We start from the raw sequence: 20,054 nt of genomic DNA, 5'->3' as shown, positions 1-20,054 counted from the left end.
TTTATTTAAAGGAGGAACTATAAATGGCTAAAGAAAAATTCGACCGCTCGAAAAGTCACGTTAACGTTGGAACAATTGGACACGTTGACCATGGTAAAACTACTCTAACTGCTGCAATTACTACTGTTATGGCTAAGAAAAGTGGTAAAGGCTTAGCAATGGCTTATGATCAAATTGATGGAGCTCCAGAAGAAAAAGAACGTGGAATTACAATTGCTACTTCACACGTTGAATATGAAACTGAAACTCGTCACTATGCACACGTTGACTGCCCAGGTCACGCAGACTATGTTAAAAACATGATCACTGGTGCTGCTCAAATGGATGGTGCTATCTTAGTAGTATCAGCTGCTGATGGTCCAATGCCACAAACTCGTGAGCACATTCTATTATCTCGTAACGTAGGTGTACCTACAATTGTTGTATTCTTAAACAAAGTAGATATGGTTGACGATGAAGAATTACTAGAATTAGTAGAAATGGAAGTTCGTGATCTATTGTCAGAATACGATTTCCCAGGCGACGATGTTCCTGTAATTAGTGGTTCTGCACTAAGAGCACTTGAAGGTGACGAAAAATACGAACAAGCAATTGTTGATTTAATGGCTGCTGTTGATGAATACGTTCCAACTCCAGAACGTGACAACGACAAACCATTTATGATGCCAGTTGAGGATGTATTCTCAATTACTGGTCGTGGTACAGTTGCAACTGGTCGTGTTGAACGTGGTCAAATTAAAGTTGGGGATGAAGTTGAAATTGTTGGTCTTGCTGAAGAATCAAGCAAAACAACTGTAACTGGTGTAGAAATGTTCCGTAAGCTTCTTGACTATGCAGAAGCTGGAGATAACATTGGTGCATTGCTTCGTGGTGTTTCTCGTGAAGATATCAACCGTGGTCAAGTTTTAGCTAAACCTGGTTCAATCACACCACACACTAACTTCAAAGCTGAAGTATATGTTTTATCAAAAGAAGAAGGTGGACGTCATACTCCATTTTTCACTAACTACCGCCCTCAGTTCTACTTCCGTACAACGGATGTAACTGGTGTAATCAACCTTCCAGAAGGTACTGAAATGGTAATGCCTGGTGATAACACTGAAATGATCGTTGAACTAATCTCTCCAATCGCTATTGAAGACGGTACTCGTTTTTCAATCCGCGAAGGTGGACGTACAGTAGGATCAGGTGTTGTAACTACTATTCAAAAATAATTATCTAAAACAGGTAACGCATCCGTGCGTTACCTGTTTTATTTGTTGTGATGATTAAGATCTACAGATATATAGCCCATCTATTACCAGTAGTAAGACACTTGATCTTATGCTACTATTTAATGCGGAGGTATTTCTGCACCGTTTTATCTAAATTAGTATTATATGTATGATAGTACTTATAAAATTATTCATAGCATTACTTGCTTTTGGTGATGGAACTGTGTATAATACCTAGATGTGTAACTAATAAAAAGCTTCATATTAAGGTTGCACTGGCCAACTGAATCTGATATACTATTAATGTTGGTCATTAAAAGGCGATGAAGTGAGAGGTTGTTGGCACACCCGGCCCCTTTGCCATGGCGGGTGGTCAAGGAATTTTCACGGAGAATGTCTATATGGATATGGGCGAAAAGGAGGGAAAATAATGGCAAAAGAAAAAATTAGAATCCGTTTAAAAGCGTATGATCACCGTGTTTTAGATCAGTCTGCTGAAAAAATTGTAGATACTGCGAAAAGATCAGGAGCAAATGTTTCTGGACCAATTCCGCTACCTACAGAGAAATCAATCTATACTATCTTGCGTGCGGTTCATAAGTATAAGGATTCACGCGAACAATTCGAAATGCGTACACATAAACGTCTGATCGATATTGTTGATCCAACACCAAAAACGGTTGATTCGTTAATGCGTCTTGACTTACCATCTGGTGTGGATATTGAAATCAAATTATAAAACTGTGTTTAAATATAGGAGGTGTAACGGATGACGAAAGGAATCTTAGGTCGTAAAATCGGCATGACTCAGCTTTTTACTGAAAACGGAGAGTTAATCCCTGTAACTGTTGTTCAAGCTGAGCCAAACGTCGTATTGCAGAAGAGAACATTAGAAAATGATGGATATGAAGCAATACAAATCGGTTTTGCTGATAAAAAGGAATCACGTACTAATAAAGCGGAAAAAGGTCATGCTGAAAAAGCAAACACTGCCCCTAAGCGCTACGTTCGTGAATTCCGTGACGTTAATCTTGATGAGTATGAAGTAGGTCAAGAAATTAGCGTTGAATTATTTCAAACTGGCGAAAAAGTTGATGTAACTGGAACTTCTAAAGGTAAAGGATTCCAAGGTGCTATTAAACGCCACGGACAACAACGTGGACCAATGGGACACGGATCTCATTTCCATAGAGCGCCAGGTTCAATGGGTGTTGCTTACTACCCATCACATGTTAGAAAAGGGAAGAAATTACCGGGACATATGGGTTCTGAACAAATCACAATCCAAAACCTTGAAGTTGTTAGTGTAGATACTGAACGTAACTTGCTACTAATTAAAGGTAATGTACCAGGTGCAAAAAAATCTTATGTAAAAATCACAAGTGCGATTAAAGGTAATTAATCAAACGAACGAAGGGAGGATATGTCATGCCTAAAGTAGCACTATTCAAACAAGACGGAAGCAATGTTGGAGATATTGAGTTAAACGATGCGGTTTTTGGTATTGAGCCAAATACACATGTACTACATGAAGCTGTAGTTATGCAACGAGCATCTATGCGTCAAGGAACACATGATGTTAAAAACCGTTCCGAAGTACGCGGTGGTGGTCGTAAACCATGGCGTCAAAAAGGTACTGGTCGCGCGCGTCAAGGTTCAATCCGTTCTCCACAATGGGTCGGCGGTGGAGTTGTTTTTGGACCAACACCACGAAGCTATAGCTACAAACTTCCAAAGAAAGTTCGTCGCTTAGCTCTTAGATCCGCACTAACTTCAAAAGTAAATGAAAATAACTTGGTTGTTTTAGAAGGAATTTCAATCGAAGCTCCAAAAACAAAAGAAGTTATTAACATGTTAAATGCTTTAAGCGTAGATACGAAAGTATTAATCGTAACTGCAAATAAAGATGAGGTTGTTGTACGTTCTGCTAACAACTTACAATCTGTTAAAGTACTAACAGTAGAAGAAATGAACGTACTAGACTTGCTTTCGCATGACAAGCTTATCTTAACTAAAGATGCAGCGGAAAAAGCAGGGGAGGTGCTCGCATAATGCAAGATCCACGTGATGTTATAAAGCGCCCTGTCATTACTGAACATTCAGCTGATTTAATGGCAGAAAAGAAATATACATTTGAAGTATCTCCTAAAGCAAATAAAACTGAAATCAAAGATGCTGTTGAAGTAATCTTTGGAGTGAAAGTTTTAAAGGTTAATACAATAAATCTTAAAGGTAAATTTAAAAGAATGGGCCGTTACGGTGGTTATCGCCCAAATCGCAAAAAAGCTATTGTGCAACTATCTGCTGATAGTAAAGAACTAGACTTTTTTGAAAGCTAATCAACAAAAAGTGAAGGAGGGAAAAAGATGGCGATTAAAAAGTATAGAGCAACTTCAAACGGTCGTAGAAACATGTCTGTATCAGATTTTGCTGAAATCACTACAGACAGACCAGAGAAATCCCTATTAAGTCCATTAAGCAAACGTGGCGGACGTAATAACCAAGGGAAATTAACTGTTCGTCATCAAGGTGGCGGTCATAAACGTCAATACCGTATTATCGATTTCAAACGCGATAAAGATGGTATACCAGGACGCGTTGCTACAATCGAATATGATCCAAACCGTACAGCTAACATCGCATTAATTAATTATGTAGATGGTGAAAAACGTTACATTATAGCTCCAAAAGGATTAAAAGTAGGGCAACTTATTGAGTCTGGCGTAGAAGCAGATATCAAAGTAGGAAATGCTTTACCACTTCAAAACATTCCTGTTGGTACTATCATTCACAACATTGAATTGAAACCAGGAAATGGTGGGCAATTAGCAAGATCTGCTGGTGCTGAAGCACAAATCCTTGGACGTGAAGAAAAATATACGCTTGTACGTTTAGCGTCTGGAGAATCACGTTTAATCTTAAGCACTTGTCGTGCAACAATCGGGCAAGTTGGTAACCTTGAGCATGAGCTTATCCGTATAGGTAAAGCAGGACGTTCACGCTGGAAAGGCATCCGCCCAACAGTACGTGGATCTGTAATGAACCCTAACGATCACCCACACGGTGGTGGTGAAGGACGTGCGCCAATCGGTCGTAAGTCACCTATGTCTCCATGGGGCAAACCAACACTTGGTTACAAGACTAGAAAACGCAACAAACCGTCTGATAAATATATTGTTCGTAAACGTAAAAAATAAACGAAATACAGACGGGTAATAATCCCCGTCTCCACTTGCGGAAGGAGGTTTATCCATGGGTCGTAGTTTGAAAAAAGGACCTTTTGCAGATGACCATCTATTGAAAAAGGTTGAAAAGCTAAATGATGATAACAAGAAACAGGTTGTAAAAACTTGGTCACGTCGCTCAACAATCTTCCCTTCATTCATTGGTCATACAATCGCAGTTTATGATGGACGTAAACATGTTCCAGTTTATGTTACTGAAGATATGGTCGGACATAAATTAGGTGAATTCGCGCCAACCCGTTCGTATAGAGGGCATGCAGCGGATGACAAGAAAACAAAACGTTAAATGAGGAGGTGCTGAAAGATGCAAGCAAAAGCTGTTGCGAAAACTGTTCGTATAGCTCCTCGTAAAGTTCGTTTAGTCGTTGATCTAATTCGAGGAAAAAATGTTGGCGAAGCAATTGCAATTCTACGTCATACACAGCGTGGTGCTTCTCCCGTTGTTGAGAAAGTATTGAATTCCGCTATCGCTAATGCAGAACATAATTATGAAATGGACACAGATAATCTAGTAATATCTGAAGCATATGTTAACGAAGGACCAACGTTGAAACGTTTCCGTCCTCGTGCGCAAGGACGTGCAAGCAAAATAAACAAACGCACAAGCCACATTACAGTGGTTGTGACAGAAAAGAAGGAGGGGTAGTTAGTGGGTCAAAAAGTAAATCCAACAGGTCTTCGCGTAGGTATCATTAAAGACTGGGAATCCAAATGGTATGCTGGTAAAGACTATGCAGACTTACTACACGAAGATATTAAGATTAGAGAATATCTTGAAAATCGCTTAAAGATTGCTGCTGTTTCTTCTATCGAAATCGAACGTGCGGCTAATCGAGTAAACATTACTATTCATACTGGTAAACCAGGTATGGTAATCGGTAAAGGCGGTTCAGAAGTAGAAGCTCTACGTAAATCACTAAACGCTTTAACTGGCAAACGAGTTCATATTAATATTGTTGAGATTAAGAAAGTTGATCTTGATGCTAAATTAGTAGCTGATAATATTGCTCGTCAATTAGAAAATCGTATTTCATTCCGTCGTGCCCAAAAACAAGCAATCCAACGTGCAATGCGTGGTGGTGCGAAGGGTATAAAAACACAAGTATCTGGTCGTCTTGCTGGAGCAGATATCGCTCGTGCGGAACATTATAGCGAAGGAACAGTACCACTACACACTTTACGTGCTGATATTGATTATGGCACAGCTGAAGCTGACACAACTTATGGTAAGTTAGGTGTTAAAGTGTGGATCTATCGTGGTGAAGTCCTTCCAACTAAAAACGGAAAATAAAGGAAGGGGGCTTATTACTTATGTTAATGCCTAAACGTGTAAAATATCGTAGACAACATCGTGGTAAATTAACTGGACGTGCAAAAGGCGGTACAACCGTATCGTTCGGTGAATATGGTCTCCAAGCTTTAGAACCTGCATGGATCACAAGTCGTCAAATTGAAGCAGCTCGTATCGCAATGACTCGTTATATGAAACGTGGCGGTAAAGTTTGGATTAAAATTTTCCCAGATAAACCATATACGAAAAAACCTTTAGAAGTCCGAATGGGTTCTGGTAAAGGTGCTCCCGAAGGATGGGTTGCAATCGTTAAGCCTGGAAAAATCATGTTTGAAATCGCTGGTGTATCTGAAGAAGTTGCTCGCGAAGCGTTGCGTCTTGCTTCTCATAAACTACCGATTAAAACTAAATTTGTAAAACGTGAAGAAATTGGTGGTGAAAACAATGAAGGCTAATGAGATTAGAGATCTAACCACTGCCGAAATTGAACAAAAAGTAAAATCTTTAAAAGAAGAATTATTTAATTTACGTTTCCAACTTGCTACAGGTCAGTTGGAAAACACTGCACGTATCCGTGAAGTGAGAAAAGCAATTGCACGTATGAAAACCGTTATACGTCAACGAGAATTAAACGTAAATAACTGATTCAATAAGAGAGGAGGTTAGCCTCGTATGACAGAACGTAACAATCGTAAAGTTTATACTGGTCGCGTAGTGTCTGATAAAATGGATAAAACGATTACTGTAGTAGTTGAAACTTACAAAAACCATAAATTATACGGAAAACGCGTTAAGTATTCTAAGAAATTTAAAGCACATGATGAAAACAACCAAGCAAAAGTTGGAGATATTGTTCGTATCATGGAAACTCGCCCATTATCAGCTACAAAACGTTTTCGTTTGGTAGAAGTTGTGGAAGAAGCTGTAATTATATAATTAAAATGTTGACTCGGTTCTTATCCGAAGGGAGGTCACAGTGTTATGATTCAACAAGAAACTCGTTTAAAGGTTGCAGATAACTCTGGTGCTCGTGAATTGTTAACCATCAAAGTATTAGGTGGATCTGGTCGTAAAACAGCTAATATTGGTGACGTAATTGTTTGTTCTGTAAAGCAAGCAACACCAGGAGGCGTTGTTAAAAAAGGTGAGGTTGTTAAGGCCGTAATCGTACGTAGCAAATCTGGTGCGCGCCGTAAAGATGGATCATATATTCGTTTTGATGAAAATGCTGCCGTAATTATTCGTGATGATAAAAGTCCTAGAGGAACTCGTATCTTCGGACCTGTTGCACGTGAATTACGTGATGCTAAATTCATGAAAATCGTATCTCTAGCTCCAGAAGTTCTATAAGCATATAAATTGATTGCCTGAGGAGGTGCGTAAAGCATGCATGTAAAAAAAGGTGATAAAGTAAAAGTATTATCTGGTAAAGATCGTGGTAAAGAAGGCGTAATCTTGGAGTCTTTTCCGAAAAAAGATCGCGTTCTTGTAGAAGGTGTTAACATGATTAAAAAACACGCGAAACCTTCTCAAGAAAATCCACAAGGTGGAATTCTTAACATTGAAGCACCAATTCATGTTTCTAATGTTATGCCAATAGATCCAAAATCCGGTGAACCAACACGCGTTGGGTATGAAGTTCGCGACGGAAAGAAAGTCCGAATTGCTAAAAAGTCCGGTGAACCTTTAGATAAATAATTCGCTGGTGAAAGGAGGCCGACATGATGAACCAACTAAAACAAAAATATCAAGATGAAGTTGTATCATCTTTAATGAATAAGTTTGAATATAAATCTGTAATGCAAGTACCAAAAATCGAAAAGATTGTTATCAACATGGGTGTTGGTGATGCAGTTCAAAATTCTAAAGCATTGGATAGTGCTGTTGAAGAACTTTCGTTAATTTCTGGACAAAAACCACTTATTACTCGCGCTAAGAAGTCAATCGCTGGTTTCCGTTTACGTGAAGGTATGCCAATTGGTGCGAAGGTTACACTTCGTGGAGAGCGCATGTATGAGTTCTTACAAAAGCTAATTTCAGTATCTCTTCCACGTGTACGTGACTTCCGTGGTATTTCTAAAAAAGCTTTTGATGGCCGTGGTAACTATACATTAGGTGTGAAAGAGCAACTAATTTTCCCAGAAATTAATTACGATAAAGTAAATAAAGTTCGCGGTATGGATATTGTTATTGTAACAACTTCTAATACCGATGAAGAAGCTCGTGAACTTTTGGCTCAGCTAGGCATGCCTTTCCAAAAATAAGCTTTGAGCTAGTACAAGGAGGGAAAATTGTGGCTAAAAAATCAATGGTTGCGAAACAAAAACGCCCACAAAAATATCAAGTACGTGAATATACTCGTTGTGAACGTTGTGGTCGTCCACATTCTGTAATTCGTAAATTTAAACTTTGCCGTATTTGTTTCCGTGAACTTGCCTATAAAGGTCAAATTCCTGGTGTCAAAAAAGCAAGTTGGTAATCCCCGATTCGGGAAGGAGGTAATTAGTAATGGTTATGACAGATCCAATCGCAGATATGCTTACTCGTATTCGTAATGCAAACATGGTTAAACATGAAAAATTAGAGCTTCCAGCTTCTAATATCAAAAAAGAAGTTGCTGATATTCTTAAACGTGAAGGCTTCGTTAAAGACTATGAGGTAATTGAAGATAATAAACAAGGTGTTCTGCGTATTTTCCTTAAATACGGTCCGAATGAAGAACGTGTAATTACTGGAATTAAACGTATTAGTAAACCAGGATTGCGTGTTTATGCTAAAGCTAATGAAGTACCTCGCGTACTAAATGGCTTAGGCATCGCTGTCGTATCAACTTCAAAAGGTGTGTTATCTGATAAAGAAGCACGTTCACAAGCTGTTGGCGGCGAAGTTTTAGCATATGTTTGGTAATTAACTTTTTTATTTAGAGGAGGTGCAAGGAATGTCTCGTATAGGACTAAAACCGGTTGAAATTCTTGATGGTGTTGAAGTTAAACTCGATGGTAATACAATTACTGTAAAAGGGCCTAAAGGTCAACTAAGTCGAGAACTACACCAAGATATGATTGTTAAAGTTGAAGGCAATGTTGTCAATGTTGAACGCCCAAGCGATCACAAAAATCATCGCGCATTACACGGCACAACTCGTACAATTATTAATAATATGGTTGAAGGTGTAAGTAAAGGTTTTGAAAAATCACTTGAAATTATTGGTGTTGGGTACCGTGCACAAAAACAAGGAAATAAAGTTGTTATTAATGCAGGATATTCACATCCAGTTGAAATAGAAGCAATTGAAGGAATCGAAATTGATGTTCCTAAAAATACAGAGCTAACTGTTAAAGGTATTGATAAGCAACTAGTAGGTGCTGTAGCTGCAAATATTAGAGCAATCAGACCACCAGAGCCTTATAAAGGAAAAGGTATTCGCTACGTTGGTGAATATGTACGCCGTAAAGAAGGTAAAACTGGGAAGTAATAGTTAGACGCAGAAAGGAGACTTCAGATGATCACAAAACCTGATAAAAATGTTGTACGTAAAAGAAGACATAACCGTGTACGCAGAACGCTTTCAGGGACTGCTGTCCGTCCTCGTTTAAACGTATATCGTTCAAATAAACACATCTATGCTCAATTAATAGATGATATAAACGGAATAACTGTTGCAAGTGCATCAACTGCTGATAAAGAAATTAACCTTGAGTCACCAGGTAATGTTGACGCAGCAAAACAAGTCGGAGAATTGGTTGCTAAACGTGCTCAAGATAAAGGTTTTAAATCTGTGGTATTTGACCGTGGAGGATACCTTTATCATGGTCGTGTGAAAGCTTTAGCAGAAGCTGCACGTGAAGCAGGGCTTGAATTTTAATCAAAAGGAGGTAACCATTTAATGAGAACAAGTATCGACCCAAATAAATTAGATCTTGAAGAACGCGTTGTTTCGATTAACCGTGTTTCAAAAGTAGTTAAAGGTGGACGTCGCATGCGTTTTGCTGCTTTAGTAGTGGTCGGAGATAAGAACGGTCATGTTGGTTTTGGTACTGGTAAAGCACAAGAAGTACCTGAAGCTATTAAAAAAGCTGTTGACGATGCGAAGAAAAACTTAATTAGTGTGCCAATCGTTGGAACTACTATTCCACATCAAGTCAATGGAGTATTCGGTTCTGGTAAAGTATTGATGAAACCTGCTTATGAAGGTACAGGTGTTATCTCTGGCGGTCCAGTCCGTGCAATCTTAGAATTGGCTGGTGTTGGTGATATTCTTACTAAATCCTTAGGCTCGAACACACCAATCAACATGATTCGTGCAACAATGAACGGTTTAAGTCAATTAAAACGTGCAGAAGACGTTGCGAAATTACGTGGAAAGTCTATAGAAGAACTGTTAGGATAATAAGGAGGGAAACATTATGTCTAAAAATTTAGAGATCACCCTCACACGGAGTGTTATTGGTAGATTGGATAAACAAGTTAAAACTGTTGAAGCATTAGGCTTGAAAAAAATCCGCCAATCCGTAGTTCTCGAAGATACTCCAGCAGTACGTGGTATGATCAATAAAGTATCTCATCTAGTAACGGTGAAAGAAGTTTAATTAATACAATGTATAAAGAGGAGGTGCTCGCATGAAATTACATGAGTTAAAAGCAGCTGAAGGTTCACGTAAAAACAGAAACCGTTTTGGTCGAGGAATGTCTTCTGGTAATGGGAAAACTTCTGGAAGAGGCCACAAAGGTCAAAATTCACGTTCAGGTGGCGGTGTACGTCCAGGTTTTGAAGGTGGTCAAATGCCACTATTCCAACGTTTACCAAAACGTGGTTTTACGAATATTAACCGTAAAGAGTATGCAATTGTTAACATAGAAACACTTAATCGCTTTGAAGAAGGCACTGACATTACTCCTGAGCTTTTACTTGAAACTGGTGTCGTAAGCAAACTTAACGCAGGCATTAAAGTGCTTGGTAATGGTGCTATCGAAAAAAAACTAACAGTAAAAGCTCATAAGTTCTCTGCATCTGCAAAAGAAGCAATTGAGGCAGCGGGCGGTAAGACTGAGGTGATTTAATGTTTCGCACACTCTCCAATTTTTGGCGCGTAGCTGATATTAGACGGAAAATAATTTTTACATTGCTGATGTTAATTGTGTTCCGTCTTGGTACATTTATTCCGGTACCTTTTACGAATAATGATGCCATCGATTTTATGAATCAGCAGAATGTTTTCGGTTTTATGAATACTTTTGGTGGGGGAGCACTACAAAACTTTTCAATTTTTGCTATGGGGATCATGCCTTATATTACAGCTTCGATTATCATGCAATTATTGCAAATGGATGTTGTGCCTAAATTTACTGAATGGAAGAAACAAGGTGAAATGGGTCGTAAGAAACTAGCACAGTTCACACGCTATTTCACTATTGTTTTAGCATTTATTCAAGCTATTGCTATGTCCATAGGTTTTAACGCATTAGCGGGAGGTTTACTAATAGAGAATCCTAACTTTATGAAATTCCTTGTTATTGCAATTGTGTTAACAGCTGGGACAGCATTTTTAATGTGGGTTGGTGAACAAATTACTGCTAATGGTGTAGGAAATGGAATTTCTATTCTTATTTTTGCCGGTATCGTTGCAGCTGTTCCGAACGGAGTTGCGCAGCTGTATAGCCAGTATTTCGTTAACCCTGGTGATGAGCTATTCATAAATATAGTTATTGTTGTTTTAATTGCTCTCGTAGCTATAGCAGTTACTGTCGGTGTGGTTTACGTCAACCAAGCGTTACGTAAAATACCTGTTCAGTATGCTAAGAAACTTGTAAATCGTTCACCAGTTGGTGGAGGTTCTACACATCTACCTTTGAAAGTAAATGCAGCAGGTGTTATTCCAGTCATCTTTGCAATTGCATTTATGATGGCACCAAGTACAGTTGCTAGTTTCTTTGAAGGCGGAGTTGCAGCAACAATTACTGAAATATTTGATTATACAAAGCCAGTAGGTATGAGTGTGTATGCTGCGTTAATTATAGCCTTCACATATTTCTATACGTTTGTTCAAGTTAATCCTGAACAAATGGCAGAGAACCTACAAAAACAAGGTGGATATATTCCAGGAATTAGGCCTGGTAAGAATACGGAAACCTATTTAAATCGAGTGATGAACCGATTAACGTTTGTAGGTGCGATTTATTTAGCAGCTATCTCAGTATTACCTATGATCTTAGGTGGTCTTGCTAATCTACCTACCGCAGTACAAATCGGCGGCACGAGTTTACTAATCGTTGTAGGCGTTGCGTTACAAACAATGAAACAATTAGAAAGTCAATTAGTGAAGCGTCACTACAAAGGATTCATTAAATAATTTCCTGCTGCCACGAAAGAGCGAGGGGAAAACGTTGAACTTAATATTAATGGGATTACCTGGTGCTGGCAAAGGTACACAGGCAGAGAAAATTAATAATAAATATAATATCCCTCATATTTCAACTGGGGATATGTTCCGTCTAGCTATCAAAGAAGGAACTGACTTAGGAAAAAAAGCTAAGGAATTTATGGATCAAGGAAAACTTGTTCCAGATGAAGTGACAATTGGAATTGTGAAAGAACGTTTAAGTAAAGATGACTGTAAAAATGGATTCTTGTTAGATGGCTTTCCTAGAACAATTGCCCAAGCTAATAGCTTACAACTATTGTTAGCTGAGATGGACCAATCAATTGATTTTGTCGTACATGTAGAAGTACCAGAAGAGAAATTATTGGAGCGTCTAACTGGTAGAAGAATTTGTCCAACATGTGGAACTGCATATCATGTTGTATTTAATCCTCCAAAAGAAGAGGGTATTTGTGACAAAGATGGTTCACAGTTAATTCAACGTGATGATGACAAAGCAGAAACTGTCAAAACACGATTAGCTGTTAATATGGAGCAAACCCAACCGTTACTTGATTTTTATGAAGATAAAGGATATCTTATTAAGGTAAACGGAGATCAAGAGATTGATGATGTTTTTAATGATATCCAACGTTCTTTAAATAAGTAAAGAATTTCTACTCTTATAACTCGGAATAGATGCATTTCTATTTTTTAATCGTTATAATGAGTGTCAAAGTAATTTTAACAATTTGAATAACCTTTATAGGTGACAATCTAACTATAGCCTAAGTGCAGGTGATCTTGTTGAACGAAGGTGATCAGATTCCGCTGTTGGGTCATGTTGTTCGCATTTTACAAGGCCGTGAAGCGGGTCAATACATGATAATCATAGAACGTCTGGATGATCGTTATGTCCTCATAGCAGATGGGGAAAGGCGGAAAACGAATAGACCAAAGAAAAAGAATCTACATCACATTGAGATAATGGATTATATTTCCCCAGAAGTCCAAAACAGCCTTCTAGAAACTGGTCGGGTCACAAATGGAAAATTGCGATTTGCCATTTCTAAGTTTATGAGTGAGATTGTGACTGATTTGAAGAAGGGAGATCTACACGATGGCGAAAGATGATGTAATAGAAGTAGAAGGTACCGTAACGGAAACATTGCCTAATGCAATGTTTAATGTTGAGCTTGAGAACGGACATACGGTCTTGGCACATGTCTCTGGTAAAATTCGTATGCATTTTATTCGTATTTTACCTGGTGATAAAGTAACGGTTGAGCTTTCTCCGTATGATTTAACAAGAGGACGAATTACGTACCGTTATAAATAGACTCTCTCCATATAATAAGGAGGTAAAACTGATGAAAGTAAGATCATCTGTAAAACCAATTTGCGAGAAATGTAAAGTAATTAAGCGCAAAGGTAAAGTAATGGTTATTTGTGAAAATCCAAAACATAAACAAAAACAAGGTTAATAAGGAGGTGCTAGCAACTAATGGCACGTATTGCAGGTATTGATATTCCACGTGATAAGCGTGTAGTCATTTCATTGACATATATTTATGGAATTGGTAAAAAAACTGCACAGAAAGTCCTTAAAGAAGCAGGCGTTTCAGAAGACACTCGTGTACGTGATTTAACGGAAGACGAATTAGCTAGAATTCGTAAAGAATTAGACCATTACACAACAGAGGGTGACCTTCGTCGTGAAGTTTCATTAAACATCAAACGTTTGATTGAAATTGGATCATATAGAGGTTTACGCCACCGTCGTGGATTACCAGTTCGTGGACAAAACACGAAGAACAATTCACGTACTCGTAAAGGCCCTCGTAAGACAATGGCTAACAAGAAGAAATAATAGATAGGAGGTAAAACTATGGCACGTAAAACAAACACACGTAAACGCCGTGTGAAAAAGAATATAGAGTCAGGTATAGCACATATCCGCTCTACTTTTAACAACACAATTGTTACGATTACTGATAAACAAGGAAATGCTGTAGGCTGGAGCTCAGCAGGCGCTTTAGGTTTTAAAGGTTCTCGTAAATCTACTCCATTTGCTGCACAAATGGCTGCAGAAACTGCTGCTAAAACAGCAGTGGAAAATGGCATGAAAACTTTAGAAGTAACAGTTAAAGGCCCAGGTGCTGGACGTGAAGCTGCAATTCGTTCCCTTCAAGCGGCAGGTTTGGAAGTAACAGCAATTGTGGATGTAACACCAGTCCCTCACAATGGTTGTCGCCCACCAAAACGTCGTCGCGTATAATTTTACCGTATAGAATTTGTCACCCTGTCTATAATGGGTTATGATAGCTGAAATATTATTTCATCTACAGCATCTATGATAAAACAGTACGTAGAATATTGAGGTAGTGCAGAAACGCCTACTGCCTATTTGAGGAATTTCGGTTAGACAGTTGTCTAGCCGGGGTTTCGACGTTTTGAAGGAGGGTTTTATTTAATGATTGAAATAGAAAAACCAAAAATTGAAACGATTGAAATTAGCGAAGATGCTACATTTGGAAAATTCGTAGTCGAACCGCTCGAGCGTGGATATGGTGCCACTCTAGGAAACTCCTTGCGTCGTATCTTACTATCCTCACTTCCAGGTGCTGCTGTTACATCCGTTCAAATTGATGGGGCACTACATGAGTTTTCAACGGTTGATGGTGTTGTTGAAGATGTTACACAGATTGTGTTAAATCTAAAACGATTAGCATTGAAAATCTATTCAGATGAACCGAAAACATTAGAGTTAGATGTTCAAGGTGAAGGGAAAGTTACAGCCCGAGATCTTACTTACGATAGCGATGTAGAAGTTCTGAATCCAGATCTATATATTGCTACATTAAGCTCTAAAGGTAATTTGCATATGAGAATCACTGCTGAACGAGGTCGTGGTTATCGCCCAGCAGACGAAAATAAACGTGATGATCAGCCAATTGGTGTTGTGCCGATAGATTCGATCTTCACACCAGTATCAAGTGTTACGTATCAAGTTGAAAACACACGTGTTGGTCAAAATGGTAATTTTGATAAATTGACGCTAGATGTATCAACAGATGGTAGCATTCGACCTGAAGAAGCAATTTCATTAGGTGCGAAAATTATTACAGAACATTTTAATATATTCGTTGGCCTAACGGACGAAGCAAAGAATGCTGAAATTATGGTTGAAAAAGAAGAAGATCAAAAAGAAAAAGTAATGGAAATGACCATTGAAGAACTTGATCTTTCTGTTCGTTCTTACAACTGTTTAAAACGTGCTGGTATTAACACAGTACAAGAGCTTGCTAACAAGTCTGAAGAAGACATGATGAAAGTTCGTAATTTAGGACGGAAATCATTAGAAGAAGTAAAAGTAAAATTAAGTGAACTTGGATTAGGTTTACGCGAAGACGACTGAATATGACAGTCACCTAGATTTACAGGGAAAGGGAGGGATAGTCCATGGCTAGAAAATTAGGACGTACAACAGATGCCCGTATGGCACTTCTTCGTAACCTTGCTTCTGATTTAATTATTCATGAACGCATTGAAACGACAGAAGCAAAAGCGAAAGATCTAAAGTCTATTGTTGACAAAATGATTACTTTAGGAAAACGTGGTGATCTTCACGCACGTCGTCAAGCTGCAGCTTTCCTTTATAACAAAGAAGCTGACGATGAAAATAATGTATTACAAAAATTATTTGATGATGTAGCTGCACGTTACGAAGATAGACAAGGTGGATATACACGTGTTCTTAAGCTAGGCGAACGCCAAGGTGATGGAGCGAAAATGGCAATCATCGAGTTAGTTTAATAACAACATGCGGCAAGGGCAGGACTCAAACTCTCTTATGAGGTGAATCCAAGCCCTTTTTTTGTATACGCAAAAAGTATATTCATGTTATCATTGTCTATATTTATAGTTATGGCTCTTTTCTATAAGATTGTTTTTGACTCAATATATCAACTAAAATTCTTAAGAAGTTAGAAACATTACGAAAACCGCCATGTTTATTATTAGGAAGTTGAGATAGTAGAGATAGAGGAGAGCTGCTGCATGAGCAAGAAATTGATTGAATTTATAAATGTTTCATTTCGCTATAGTGAAGATAGTCCTTGGGTCTTGCGAAATGTTTCTTTTGATATTTATGAAGATGAATGGGTAGCAATTATCGGTCATAATGGTTCAGGGAAATCTACAATTGCAAAGCTAGTTAATGGTTTGCTGTTTCCCGGGGAAGGAAAGATCCTAATAGATGGCAGGGAAGTAAATGAGGATTCCATTTGGGAAATACGTAAAAAGGTAGGAATGGTCTTTCAAAATCCTGATAATCAATTTGTTGGAGCGACCGTACAGGATGATGTTGCTTTTGGTATGGAAAATCGCGGGGTTCCAAGAAGTGAAATGATTGAGCGCATTAAAAGTACATTAAATGCTGTTGGTATGCAGGATTATCGACTAACAGAGCCACACCGACTTTCTGGCGGACAGAAGCAGCGTGTAGCGATAGCAGGTGTTCTCGCTATTTCCCCTAGGGTTCTATTATTGGATGAGGCAACTGCAATGCTTGATCCTAAAGGGCGCAAAGAGATTATGCAGACTGTTTCTAACCTATTAGGAAAGAAAGGACTTTCTTTAATCACCATTACGCATGATCTAGAAGAGGTCGTACAAGCCGACCGTGTTATTGTAATGAATAATGGTGAAGTATGGGACGTGTCAAAACCTAGAGATATCTTTTTGAAAAAAGATGCGTTAAGAAAAATTGGACTTGATATTCCATTTGTAGCAATTTTAGCAGATGAACTTAGAGAGTCTGGTTTATCTATCTCAAGAGAACCATTAAATCACGAAGAGTTGTTGGAGGACTTATGGACATTATATTCGAAAATGTAACCTATATTTATCAGCCGAATTCTCCATTTCAACATATAGCACTGCAAGATGTAACCTTTCAAATTAAATCGGGCTCCTATGTTGCTATCGTTGGGCATACAGGTTCGGGTAAATCAACGCTAATAAGCCATCTTAATGGCCTTACTATTCCAACAGAAGGTACCGTATCAATTGGTGACTACTCTCTTTCTAAGGAACAGAAGCCGAATGATATGAAGGGATTGCGCAGTCGTGTTGGTGTTGTTTTTCAATACCCAGAACATCAATTATTTGAAGAAACGGTTGAAAAGGATATTGCCTTTGGACCAGACAATTTTGGCATCCCGAAAGAGGAAATAAAGAGACGTATGGAAGAGATCGTCCCAGCTGTAGGTCTTCCTACTGATGTTTTACAACGTTCTCCATTTGACCTTAGTGGTGGACAAATGCGCAGGGTAGCGATTGCTGGTGTGTTAGCTGTAAAGCCAGAGGTTCTCGTATTAGATGAGCCAACTGCTGGTCTTGACCCGCGTGGTCAAAGAGAGATAATGGACATGTTCTATCAGTTACACAAAGAGCAAAGTCTTACTACAGTACTTGTCACACATAGTATGGAAGATGCATTAAAATATGCCGACCATGTCATTATTTTAAACAATGGGAAGAAATATATGGAAGGCAAACCTGAAGAAGTCTTTACCCAGAAAGATGCACTACATAAAGTTCAATTAGATGTTCCAGAAATTGTACAATTCTTAATGAAATTTAATCATAAGTTTAGTACTTCACTACCCTTTAAGAAACAGACAATAAAAGAACTTGCAGAAACGATTCAGCATGTCGTAAGAGGAGCTGAGTCATCATGAATTCGTTAATTATAGGCCAGTATGTTCCAGGAGATTCTTATGTACATCGATTAGACCCGAGAACCAAGATTACAATTATATTCTTCTTTATCTTTGTAGTTTTTTTCGCGAATAACGTACCGAGCTATAGCGTTTTAGTCATTTTTGCATTAGCGAGCGTTATGTTATCTAGAGTACCGCTTCGTTTTATTATAAAAGGTTTAACACCTATTTGGTTTTTGGTTATATTCACTTTTATACTACACCTCTTTGTAACGAAGGAGGGTGAGGTCTTCTTTGACTTTTGGCACTTTGAATTTTATACAGGTGGGGTCGTTCAAGGGGTAGCTATCTCCATAAGGTTCTTCCTATTAATTCTAGTAACCTCCCTATTAACGTTAACAACGACACCGATTGAGATTACAGATGCGATAGAGGATATGCTAAGACCACTTAATAAAGTGAAGTTTCCTGTTCATGAACTTGCCTTAATGATGTCAATTTCGCTTCGATTTATTCCAACTTTGATGCAAGAAACAGAAAAAATATCTAAGGCGCAAGCATCCAGAGGCGTAGACTTTAAGACAGGTCCCGTTAAAGATCGGATAAAGGCAGTTGTCCCATTACTTGTCCCGTTATTTGTTAGTGCGTTTAAACGGGCGGAAGAGCTCGCAATGGCTATGGAAGCGCGTGGTTATCAGGGCGGTGAGGGAAGATCTAAATTAAGAGAATTAAAAATAGGTAAATTAGATATGATTATTTATATTATTTTTTTATCAGTGATTGCCGTTTTATTCTATACAAGAACATATGCTTAAGAAAGGCTGGTTTCAGGATGGAGAGGGTAAAATGTACGTTGCAATATGATGGTACGTTATTTCATGGTTTCCAAAGACAGCCGAATAAACGAACAGTCCAAGGAGAGCTCGAGAAGGTCTTAAAGGTAATACATAAAGGTCAAAGTATATCGATTGCAGCATCAGGTCGTACAGATGCAGGTGTTCATGCAAGAGGTCAAGTTATTCACTTTGATTCTGATTTAGGCATTCCTGAACGAGGATGGTTACATGCTTTAAATACACAGTTACCTGATGACATTCGTGTTCGTAGTGTTGAAAAGGTCACAGAAGCCTTTCACGCGCGTTATAGCGTAATAGAGAAGGAATACCATTACTTTGTCTTAAATTGCCAAGAAGCGGATGTATTTAAGCGACATTATAGTTATCACTTTCCATATGAACTCAATATGGAAAAGATAGAAGAAGCATGTCGTTATCTAGAAGGGACACATGACTTCACGACTTTTTCCTCTACGAAGTCTACTGTAAAAGGAAGTAAGGTTCGAACCATTTATGAAGCATCTGTAAAAAAGGAAGCTTCTGAAATTGAATTTATCTTTAGAGGTAGCGGATTTTTATACAATATGGTAAGAATTATGGTGAGTGTTTTATTAGATATTGGTCAGGGTAGGAGACAGCCAGAAGATATTCAATATCTATTAGAAAGAAATGATCGCAAACTTGTTGGTAAAACAATAGATGCCCATGGATTACATTTATGGAATGTTATATATAAGGAAATGGAGTAGAAAAATTCCTTGATAAACTTGACATTCCACATCAATCTGTTATATTATTATCTATGGCATTTTATTTCTTTAAAACCATGATTAGCCCCGGAATCTAATTATGTTGTATATAAGAAATCGAAGAATAATTGAGATTAACTGACATGAAAATTAAAATGAACGAACGATATATGGAGGGAAAAAATATGCGCACAACATTCATGGCGAATGAAAATAATATTGAACGCAAATGGCTTGTTGTGGATGCTGAAGGCCAACGTCTAGGTCGTCTAGCAAGTGAAGTTGCTACAATCCTTCGCGGGAAACATAAACCAACTTACACTCCACATGCTGATACTGGTGATTACGTAATCATCATTAACGCTGAGAAAATTGAATTAACTGGTAACAAACTTAATGATAAAATGTATTACAATCACTCAAACCACCCAGGTGGCTTAAGAGCACGTACTGCTGGTGAAATGCGTACAAAATACACAGAGGAAATGTTGGAAAGAACTGTTAAAGGTATGCTTCCAAAAGGTCCTTTAGGTCGTAAAATGGCTAAGAAATTACACGTGGTCAGAGGTTCTGAGCACAATCATCAAGCACAAAAACCAGAAGTTTACGAACTTCGCGGGTAATTATAAAAGGA

The 20,054-nt window shown here is 38.3% G+C and carries 36 protein-coding genes; all 36 read left to right on the top strand.

Annotation, left to right across the window (positions count from 1 at the left end; all coding sequences use genetic code 11):
• Positions 1-23: 23 nt before the first annotated feature.
• The 36 genes from tuf (at position 24) to rplM (ending at position 20,043) form a co-directional block, all read left to right on the top strand.
• Complete coding sequence (gene tuf, locus D8M05_RS13670; protein WP_121132739.1) at positions 24-1,214, top strand: elongation factor Tu; 1,191 nt, start codon at positions 24-26, stop codon at positions 1,212-1,214.
• A gap of 430 nt (positions 1,215-1,644) precedes the next feature.
• A complete protein-coding gene (gene rpsJ / locus D8M05_RS13665; RefSeq protein ID WP_121132737.1) occupies positions 1,645-1,953 on the top strand; it encodes a 30S ribosomal protein S10 in 309 nt (102 codons plus the stop codon).
• 30 nt (positions 1,954-1,983) lie between these two features.
• Positions 1,984-2,616 (top strand): 50S ribosomal protein L3, encoded by a 633-nt coding sequence (gene rplC, locus D8M05_RS13660; RefSeq protein WP_121132735.1) that lies wholly within the window; start codon positions 1,984-1,986, stop codon positions 2,614-2,616.
• A 26-nt stretch (positions 2,617-2,642) separates the two neighbouring features.
• Positions 2,643-3,266 carry a 50S ribosomal protein L4 gene (gene rplD / locus D8M05_RS13655; protein WP_121132734.1) on the top strand — a complete coding sequence of 208 codons (624 nt, stop codon included), beginning with the start codon at positions 2,643-2,645 and terminating at the stop codon, positions 3,264-3,266.
• Positions 3,266-3,553, top strand: a complete 288-nt coding sequence (gene rplW / locus D8M05_RS13650; RefSeq protein WP_121132732.1) for a 50S ribosomal protein L23 — start codon at positions 3,266-3,268, stop codon at positions 3,551-3,553. The genes rplD and rplW overlap by 1 nt, the downstream gene beginning before the upstream one ends.
• A gap of 27 nt (positions 3,554-3,580) precedes the next feature.
• Positions 3,581-4,411 carry a 50S ribosomal protein L2 gene (gene rplB / locus D8M05_RS13645; protein WP_121132730.1) on the top strand — a complete coding sequence of 277 codons (831 nt, stop codon included), beginning with the start codon at positions 3,581-3,583 and terminating at the stop codon, positions 4,409-4,411.
• 55 nt (positions 4,412-4,466) lie between these two features.
• Positions 4,467-4,745, top strand: coding sequence for a 30S ribosomal protein S19 (gene rpsS / locus D8M05_RS13640; protein ID WP_121132728.1), 279 nt, complete (start codon positions 4,467-4,469; stop codon positions 4,743-4,745).
• An 18-nt stretch (positions 4,746-4,763) separates the two neighbouring features.
• Positions 4,764-5,105 carry a 50S ribosomal protein L22 gene (rplV, locus tag D8M05_RS13635; RefSeq protein WP_121132726.1) on the top strand — a complete coding sequence of 114 codons (342 nt, stop codon included), beginning with the start codon at positions 4,764-4,766 and terminating at the stop codon, positions 5,103-5,105.
• Between the two features lie 3 nt (positions 5,106-5,108).
• A complete protein-coding gene (gene rpsC / locus D8M05_RS13630) occupies positions 5,109-5,750 on the top strand; it encodes a 30S ribosomal protein S3 (RefSeq protein WP_121132725.1) in 642 nt (213 codons plus the stop codon).
• Between the two features lie 20 nt (positions 5,751-5,770).
• A complete protein-coding gene (rplP, locus tag D8M05_RS13625) occupies positions 5,771-6,205 on the top strand; it encodes a 50S ribosomal protein L16 (RefSeq protein WP_121132723.1) in 435 nt (144 codons plus the stop codon).
• Positions 6,195-6,395 (top strand): 50S ribosomal protein L29, encoded by a 201-nt coding sequence (rpmC, locus tag D8M05_RS13620; protein ID WP_047185895.1) that lies wholly within the window; start codon positions 6,195-6,197, stop codon positions 6,393-6,395. Before rplP ends, rpmC begins: the two co-directional genes overlap by 11 nt.
• 27 nt (positions 6,396-6,422) lie before the next feature.
• On the top strand, positions 6,423-6,686 hold the full coding sequence (gene rpsQ / locus D8M05_RS13615; protein WP_121132721.1) for a 30S ribosomal protein S17: 264 nt from the start codon (positions 6,423-6,425) through the stop codon (positions 6,684-6,686).
• A 45-nt stretch (positions 6,687-6,731) separates the two neighbouring features.
• The gene (gene rplN / locus D8M05_RS13610) at positions 6,732-7,100 is read left to right on the top strand and encodes a 50S ribosomal protein L14 (RefSeq protein ID WP_121132719.1); all 369 of its coding nucleotides are present in this window, start codon (positions 6,732-6,734) and stop codon (positions 7,098-7,100) included.
• Between the two features lie 36 nt (positions 7,101-7,136).
• The gene (rplX, locus tag D8M05_RS13605; RefSeq protein WP_121132717.1) at positions 7,137-7,448 is read left to right on the top strand and encodes a 50S ribosomal protein L24; all 312 of its coding nucleotides are present in this window, start codon (positions 7,137-7,139) and stop codon (positions 7,446-7,448) included.
• A 26-nt stretch (positions 7,449-7,474) separates the two neighbouring features.
• Entirely contained in the window at positions 7,475-8,014 is a 540-nt protein-coding gene (gene rplE / locus D8M05_RS13600) for a 50S ribosomal protein L5 (protein WP_121132715.1), read from the top strand.
• A gap of 29 nt (positions 8,015-8,043) precedes the next feature.
• Positions 8,044-8,229 carry a type Z 30S ribosomal protein S14 gene (locus tag D8M05_RS13595; RefSeq protein ID WP_047185890.1) on the top strand — a complete coding sequence of 62 codons (186 nt, stop codon included), beginning with the start codon at positions 8,044-8,046 and terminating at the stop codon, positions 8,227-8,229.
• 29 nt (positions 8,230-8,258) lie between these two features.
• Complete coding sequence (gene rpsH / locus D8M05_RS13590; protein WP_121132713.1) at positions 8,259-8,657, top strand: 30S ribosomal protein S8; 399 nt, start codon at positions 8,259-8,261, stop codon at positions 8,655-8,657.
• Between the two features lie 31 nt (positions 8,658-8,688).
• Complete coding sequence (gene rplF / locus D8M05_RS13585; protein ID WP_121132712.1) at positions 8,689-9,225, top strand: 50S ribosomal protein L6; 537 nt, start codon at positions 8,689-8,691, stop codon at positions 9,223-9,225.
• 27 nt (positions 9,226-9,252) lie between these two features.
• Positions 9,253-9,615: a 50S ribosomal protein L18 gene (rplR, locus tag D8M05_RS13580; RefSeq protein ID WP_121132710.1), complete on the top strand. Its 363-nt coding sequence runs from the start codon at positions 9,253-9,255 to the stop codon at positions 9,613-9,615.
• 21 nt (positions 9,616-9,636) lie between these two features.
• A complete protein-coding gene (rpsE, locus tag D8M05_RS13575) occupies positions 9,637-10,140 on the top strand; it encodes a 30S ribosomal protein S5 (RefSeq protein WP_121132708.1) in 504 nt (167 codons plus the stop codon).
• Between the two features lie 16 nt (positions 10,141-10,156).
• The gene (gene rpmD, locus D8M05_RS13570) at positions 10,157-10,339 is read left to right on the top strand and encodes a 50S ribosomal protein L30 (RefSeq protein WP_121132706.1); all 183 of its coding nucleotides are present in this window, start codon (positions 10,157-10,159) and stop codon (positions 10,337-10,339) included.
• Between the two features lie 31 nt (positions 10,340-10,370).
• On the top strand, positions 10,371-10,811 hold the full coding sequence (gene rplO / locus D8M05_RS13565; protein ID WP_121132704.1) for a 50S ribosomal protein L15: 441 nt from the start codon (positions 10,371-10,373) through the stop codon (positions 10,809-10,811).
• On the top strand, positions 10,811-12,100 hold the full coding sequence (gene secY / locus D8M05_RS13560; protein WP_121132702.1) for a preprotein translocase subunit SecY: 1,290 nt from the start codon (positions 10,811-10,813) through the stop codon (positions 12,098-12,100). Before rplO ends, secY begins: the two co-directional genes overlap by 1 nt.
• Before the next feature lie 34 nt (positions 12,101-12,134).
• Positions 12,135-12,779, top strand: a complete 645-nt coding sequence (locus tag D8M05_RS13555) for an adenylate kinase (RefSeq protein WP_121132700.1) — start codon at positions 12,135-12,137, stop codon at positions 12,777-12,779.
• A gap of 137 nt (positions 12,780-12,916) precedes the next feature.
• On the top strand, positions 12,917-13,243 hold the full coding sequence (locus D8M05_RS13550) for a KOW domain-containing RNA-binding protein (RefSeq protein ID WP_121132698.1): 327 nt from the start codon (positions 12,917-12,919) through the stop codon (positions 13,241-13,243).
• A complete protein-coding gene (infA, locus tag D8M05_RS13545; protein ID WP_010095735.1) occupies positions 13,230-13,448 on the top strand; it encodes a translation initiation factor IF-1 in 219 nt (72 codons plus the stop codon). The genes D8M05_RS13550 and infA overlap by 14 nt, the downstream gene beginning before the upstream one ends.
• Positions 13,449-13,479: 31 nt before the next feature.
• Complete coding sequence (gene rpmJ / locus D8M05_RS13540; protein WP_121132696.1) at positions 13,480-13,593, top strand: 50S ribosomal protein L36; 114 nt, start codon at positions 13,480-13,482, stop codon at positions 13,591-13,593.
• Between the two features lie 20 nt (positions 13,594-13,613).
• Positions 13,614-13,979, top strand: coding sequence for a 30S ribosomal protein S13 (gene rpsM / locus D8M05_RS13535; protein ID WP_121132694.1), 366 nt, complete (start codon positions 13,614-13,616; stop codon positions 13,977-13,979).
• Between the two features lie 18 nt (positions 13,980-13,997).
• The gene (gene rpsK, locus D8M05_RS13530) at positions 13,998-14,387 is read left to right on the top strand and encodes a 30S ribosomal protein S11 (RefSeq protein ID WP_121132693.1); all 390 of its coding nucleotides are present in this window, start codon (positions 13,998-14,000) and stop codon (positions 14,385-14,387) included.
• Positions 14,388-14,582: 195 nt separating this feature from the next.
• Positions 14,583-15,527: a DNA-directed RNA polymerase subunit alpha gene (locus D8M05_RS13525; RefSeq protein WP_121132691.1), complete on the top strand. Its 945-nt coding sequence runs from the start codon at positions 14,583-14,585 to the stop codon at positions 15,525-15,527.
• A gap of 44 nt (positions 15,528-15,571) precedes the next feature.
• Positions 15,572-15,925, top strand: a complete 354-nt coding sequence (gene rplQ, locus D8M05_RS13520; protein ID WP_121132689.1) for a 50S ribosomal protein L17 — start codon at positions 15,572-15,574, stop codon at positions 15,923-15,925.
• Between the two features lie 243 nt (positions 15,926-16,168).
• The gene (locus D8M05_RS13515) at positions 16,169-17,008 is read left to right on the top strand and encodes an energy-coupling factor ABC transporter ATP-binding protein (protein ID WP_121132687.1); all 840 of its coding nucleotides are present in this window, start codon (positions 16,169-16,171) and stop codon (positions 17,006-17,008) included.
• Entirely contained in the window at positions 16,984-17,853 is an 870-nt protein-coding gene (locus D8M05_RS13510) for an energy-coupling factor ABC transporter ATP-binding protein (protein ID WP_121132685.1), read from the top strand. The genes D8M05_RS13515 and D8M05_RS13510 overlap by 25 nt, the downstream gene beginning before the upstream one ends.
• Positions 17,847-18,650 (top strand): energy-coupling factor transporter transmembrane component T family protein, encoded by an 804-nt coding sequence (locus tag D8M05_RS13505; protein WP_121132683.1) that lies wholly within the window; start codon positions 17,847-17,849, stop codon positions 18,648-18,650. The genes D8M05_RS13510 and D8M05_RS13505 overlap by 7 nt, the downstream gene beginning before the upstream one ends.
• Positions 18,651-18,667: 17 nt before the next feature.
• The gene (gene truA, locus D8M05_RS13500) at positions 18,668-19,420 is read left to right on the top strand and encodes a tRNA pseudouridine(38-40) synthase TruA (protein ID WP_121132681.1); all 753 of its coding nucleotides are present in this window, start codon (positions 18,668-18,670) and stop codon (positions 19,418-19,420) included.
• Between the two features lie 185 nt (positions 19,421-19,605).
• Positions 19,606-20,043 carry a 50S ribosomal protein L13 gene (gene rplM / locus D8M05_RS13495; RefSeq protein ID WP_121132679.1) on the top strand — a complete coding sequence of 146 codons (438 nt, stop codon included), beginning with the start codon at positions 19,606-19,608 and terminating at the stop codon, positions 20,041-20,043.
• Positions 20,044-20,054: the final 11 nt, after the last annotated feature.

Origin of the sequence: Oceanobacillus bengalensis (genome assembly GCF_003628445.1) — a bacterium.
Lineage (GTDB): Bacteria > Bacillota > Bacilli > Bacillales > Amphibacillaceae > Oceanobacillus > Oceanobacillus bengalensis.
The sequence above is the reverse complement of the archived record's forward strand: the minus strand, read 5'-3'. Positions and strand labels throughout refer to the sequence as shown.